Here is a 4,599-nt window from a genome sequence, read left to right as displayed (position 1 = left end):
CGATATTGCCGACTACATTGTTGGCTTTTACAACGCAACAAGGCTGCACTCAAAACTGGGCAACATGTCACCCAACGCTTTCGAGCGTAAATCGACATCTGAAAAACCTAGCGAACTGTCCGAAATTACTTGACCACCACACCCTGACGGGGCGCGGCTTGCTTGGGACGGGGAAGTCCCTCTCATTCGTTAGCCGGCACACGGAAAGGATCTCGCAAATGAAGGCTCGATTCGCATATCCGCTGCTGTTTCTCCTGCCCAGCGCAATGGCCGCATTTCTTTCGGCTTTTGTCGCAGCCGGCACAGGCGCTGGAATCCTCTGGCTGTTTGTGTACGGCGACCGCACCTGGCCGCAAACTGCGAGCACTGTAGTCATGGCAGTCGCTGTTTTAGCTTCACTTTCAACCTTGGCAGTCCTCCTCTTCGTCAGCTACTCATTTGGCAAGAGTCGCGAGGCCTCGGGAGGCCTAGCCAAGCGGCACATTGCTTTTGCCACCGCCATCTCTGTACTTCTGCCGGCATTGGCGTTGCTTCATCAGTGGCAAGTCGGGAATTTAGGCTAGGGACCGTCTGATCAAGTCGCAAATTAGCGCTTGAAATATCTACAGGTCTCATTCATTCGCGAAAAAGGCCCTTTTGCCGAGGATTTAGTGCCATTGGGGCGCTTTTCTTGCCCCTCACGCTGCTTTTGGACGCACTACTCCCTGCATCGCCATCAATTGCCGCCTGGCCAGCCACAGGTTCGACAGCGCGAACAGGGTGACGACGTGCGCGGTGTTCTTTTGCAGTCCCTTGAAGCGTACCTTCATCAGCCCAAACTGTCGCTTGATCACCCGGAACGGATGCTCGACTTTGGCGCGGACATTGGCCTTGCCGTGCTCCTGCTTCTGCACTTTGGTCTTGGCTCTGCCTTGCGGCATCCGGGCGATGTCTGTGGGTCTGGCGGCGATGTGCCACTGCAGGTCGTCGCGGTTGACTCGCCCCAGCGCACCCCTGTAGCCTGAGTCGGCATACACATATTTTTCTTTACCGTGCAGAAAACCAGCTAACCGATAGGGCTGAGAAAGCGGTGGTGGTTGAGAACCAGGACACCCATTCGAGTGTTGCCAGCTCCACCGACTCTCGGGTTGGCCAGCAGCGGCGATGAATCACCTCGGCTTTGTAGAGCCCGTTGATCGTCTCGGCCAAGGCGTTGTCATAGCTGTCGCCCTTGCTACCCACCGAGGGTTCTATGCCGGCCTCAGCCACGCGCTCGGAGTAGCGAATGGTGACGTACTGGCTACCCCGCTCGGAATGGTGAATCAAGGCATCCTCGCTGCCCGCCAGCCGTCGTTTCTCCCTTGATTGGGGTAAGGTCGAAGTTAAGGGTGTCTTTCAACACGCCGTGAAATTGCGCTGTTGCGTCGAACTAGGAATTCACGAAGCAAGGCGATGTAATCGCTGTGTGCCGCCCCTTGCACTGAAGGCCTTGCTGCGAGCGCCTGTCGCCATGCCACTATTTTTGGCGTATCGGTGAAAAATTTGAAATCTCCGAACGATTCAAAAACATCAAAATAACGAAAGATCGGACCAAAAACGGCGTCCACCATGGAAAATCGAGATCCTTCAAAGTAGGGACCGGTGCCAAGCTCTGATTCGATTTGGTCAAATCGTCTGCGCAGCTCAGCGGCCTTTTCATCCAGCGCCGCGTCATCAGAAGCGTTATAAAACGCGCCGATAACATTGAGAACAGACGAGCCAAATTCCATCCAACCCCTGTGTTGGGCGCGCTGTAGCGGGTCCGCTGGATGAAGACGAGGCAAAGCAGTTTCATCCAGATATTCGCAAATCGCGGCAGATTCGAAGATCGGCACATCGTCAACTAACAAAACGGGCGTCTTTCCAAGTGGGGATATTTTCAGGAACCACCCTGGCTTGTTTGCCAAATCGATGTTGATCTGCTCAAACGCAATGCCTTTCTCCGCAAGCACAATGGCAGCTCTTTGCACGTAAGGGCACAGGTTGTGGCTTACGAGAACAAGTTTGGAAGTCATTTTTTCCCTTAAGTACCAAGCACGAACCGATTGCTGCGGCGAATTGCAAATGCACCATCACCGATCAGCCATAGGGAAACCGATGCCACCGTCAGAAATATGGGGTATTCCCATCCACCATTGGGGCTCGTAAAGACCCAGCCATTGCCGAAATGTACCGAAGCGGCCGCCAGCATGACCGGGACTAGTAGCAGTGAGACCTGCCGAGCGTAAAAGCCAGTTAACAGCGCGATGCCACCTAACAACTCAACCGCGAATACCGGATAGGCCAGGAAACCGGGAATACCGACGCTCACAAAAAACTGCGCAGTTCCGGGCAGGGTAAAGACCAGCAGCTTCAACAGAGCATGTGCGATCCACATGACGCCGAGGCTCACCCGCAGCATTGAGATGCCGATTTGGGTTGATTGATGCGGTTGATAGCTCATTGCATTTCTCCAGTAGGTTGACGATGGAGTGAATGTATGATTTCAGGTATGCAATGAAAATAGGCGGCAATGCAAACCATGAATGCACGAATGCAATACAAAATTCAGGGATCAGAACTCGGGGTCGTTTTGGCGTTGGTTCGTGCAGGCACTTTGGCTGACGCGGGAGAGCGACTGGGTGTCGATGCATCAACTGTGTTCAGAACCGTGCAACGGATTGAAAAGGGTTTGGGAACACGCCTGTTTGAGCGCTCTCGCTCGGGCTACTTGCCATCCGAATTGGCCCGAGAACTCGCGGCCCACGGGGAGCAAATGGAAGCGCAACTGGAAGCAGCGCGCTCTGCGGCCCAGATGAGCCCGGGGCAAGTCTCTGGAACCGTGCGTATCACCAGCACCGACACCATCATGCACGGACTGATAGCCCCGGCACTCCCGCAGATTCTCTCAAGCCACCCACAACTGACTTTCGATCTGCACGCTGGCAACGAGCTTGCCAGCCTTACGCGCCGCGACGCCGATATCGCCGTGAGAGCCACGCGCAGACCACCCCAACATTTAATTGGTAAACATGTTGGCCCCATCCGGATTGCGCTTTTCTCCGCGAAAAAGGGCGGACCAAAAACCTTCGACGCAGAAGTCGCAGCGCATACACCTTGGGCCGCGCCCGACGATGCTTTACCCGAACACCCATCGGTTGTCTGGCGGAAAAAGTACTTTCCTAAAGTCACTCCAACCTATCTGGTCGACAGCATCCTGACCGTATCCGAGCTGGTCAGCCGGGGCGCTGCGATCGGCCTACTCCCCATGTTTCTTGCGCTTAACAGAACCGACCTTCGACAATTGACAGATGTCTTGGATGAATGTCAAACAGAGCTTTGGCTTCTGACCCATACTGATGCGCGACATTTGCGACGCGTGGCCGCCGTTTACTCATTTCTTTCGGAAAATCTAAAGTTGTCTTGAGGCACATATGAGCCGGTTTGTAACCACTCTCTGACTTGGCAGGGAAGAAGTACGCAGGCTTTTTTGTGTAGAGTCCTCAAAAGTGAAAGACTGCTTTCTGCCAAGACTTGCCTTCCACTTAGACGGGGTACCGCATGGGACCAGGGCCAAGTGTTGATTTCCACTGAATCTTGACCCCGGGGTCAAATTTACTCGGCAATCAACAGGCTGCTCGAATGCGGTCTTCGTATGAGTACATGAACTACCTCCATGTAGTCCAAGTTATTGTCCGCATCCCCGATCGCGCTAGGCGGAACTGACTCACTTCAAGGGCTCGCAGGTTTGCATGATTTTGGTCAGAACGTGCTCGTTTGGTAATAGGTGCGTATTCCGTTGATCGTGACCGGTGATTCCGGCATCGTGACCGCAGATTCCGGTGATCGTGACCGGGCATGGTGTTGCGCGGTTTGAATTGTAGAGGGTGCTGGTTTTTTGAGCGGTTTTGACCTTTCTCGGTATTCGGTTTTGGTTGTTTGGAATTTTTTTGAATCAGGCCCCGCCAGGGCCGCCGGCAGGCCCCCCCCCGGTTGTGCATGTACCCATGCATTACCCCGCCCCAGGCGAGGGCTGCGGGCCTATGCGCCCTCGGGGTTGGCCGCGGCTGCGCTGGTCTTGGCTTTTGTGGCGGTCTTTTTGCGCATCGACTCGCCCGTGAGCGTAAAGCGGTGGTTGTTTTGCATCAGCCTGTCCAGCATCGCGTCGGCAATCGTGGCGTCCCCAATCCATTCGTGCCAGTGCTCGATAGGCAACTGACTGGTGATGATGGTGGCGCGTGCGTTGGCACGGTCATCAATGATCTCCAGCAAATCAGCTCGGGTCTGTGCGTCCATGGCAGTCATGCCCCAGTCGTCCAATAGCAATACATCCGTGTTCTTCAGTGTCTCCAGCCAACGTGTGAATGTGCCGTTGGCGTGGCGTATACGCAGCTCTTCACCCAGGCGCGGCACGCGCTGGTAGTAGGCGCTTTGGCCGCGCCTGCAAGCGTGTTGCGCCAGCGCGCAGGCCAGCCAGGACTTGCCCGCGCCGGTGGCGCCGGTAATGAGCACGGCGTGGCCCTGGGTCACCCATTCGCCCAGGGCCAAACTCATCACGGCGCTGCGCTCTATGCCGCGTGTGCGGCTGTCCAGGTCTTCAAT

At 55.4% G+C, this 4,599-nt stretch carries 6 protein-coding genes and 2 pseudogenes; 3 read left to right on the top strand and 5 right to left on the bottom strand.

Annotated features, from left to right (window positions below; translation table 11 throughout):
* Positions 1-4: 4 nt before the first annotated feature.
* Together ACESMT_RS21765 and ACESMT_RS21760 are read left to right on the top strand one after the other, a co-directional pair.
* Positions 5-133, top strand: a complete 129-nt coding sequence (locus tag ACESMT_RS21765) for an IS3 family transposase (RefSeq protein ID WP_372827255.1) — start codon at positions 5-7, stop codon at positions 131-133.
* 85 nt (positions 134-218) lie between these two features.
* A complete protein-coding gene (locus ACESMT_RS21760) occupies positions 219-563 on the top strand; it encodes a hypothetical protein (protein ID WP_372828675.1) in 345 nt (114 codons plus the stop codon).
* Positions 564-677: 114 nt separating this feature from the next.
* Here the strand turns inward: ACESMT_RS21760 and ACESMT_RS21755 are convergent.
* The 4 genes and pseudogenes from ACESMT_RS21755 to ACESMT_RS21740 form a co-directional block, all read right to left on the bottom strand.
* A pseudogene (locus tag ACESMT_RS21755) lies at positions 678-1,037 on the bottom strand (transposase); the annotation flags it as partial.
* A gap of 11 nt (positions 1,038-1,048) precedes the next feature.
* A pseudogene (locus ACESMT_RS21750) lies at positions 1,049-1,305 on the bottom strand (integrase core domain-containing protein); the annotation flags it as partial.
* 56 nt (positions 1,306-1,361) lie between these two features.
* On the bottom strand, positions 1,362-2,033 hold the full coding sequence (locus ACESMT_RS21745) for a glutathione S-transferase family protein (protein ID WP_372828674.1): 672 nt from the start codon (positions 2,031-2,033) through the stop codon (positions 1,362-1,364).
* Between the two features lie 8 nt (positions 2,034-2,041).
* A complete protein-coding gene (locus ACESMT_RS21740; RefSeq protein ID WP_372828673.1) occupies positions 2,042-2,461 on the bottom strand; it encodes a DoxX family protein in 420 nt (139 codons plus the stop codon).
* A 78-nt stretch (positions 2,462-2,539) separates the two neighbouring features.
* Between ACESMT_RS21740 and ACESMT_RS21735 the strand changes: the two genes are divergently transcribed.
* Positions 2,540-3,424 (top strand): LysR family transcriptional regulator, encoded by an 885-nt coding sequence (locus ACESMT_RS21735; RefSeq protein ID WP_372828676.1) that lies wholly within the window; start codon positions 2,540-2,542, stop codon positions 3,422-3,424.
* Positions 3,425-4,038: 614 nt separating this feature from the next.
* On the opposite strand, the gene ACESMT_RS21730 is transcribed toward ACESMT_RS21735, so the two are convergent.
* The coding region (locus tag ACESMT_RS21730; RefSeq protein WP_372828672.1) for an ATP-binding protein at positions 4,039-4,599 on the bottom strand (561 nt) is incomplete at its 5' end.

Origin of the sequence: Polaromonas sp., from assembly GCF_041689105.1 — a bacterium.
In the GTDB taxonomy this organism is placed as follows: domain Bacteria; phylum Pseudomonadota; class Gammaproteobacteria; order Burkholderiales; family Burkholderiaceae_C; genus Polaromonas.
Note: the sequence above shows the minus strand (reverse complement) of the source record. Positions and strands in the feature narration are given on the sequence as shown.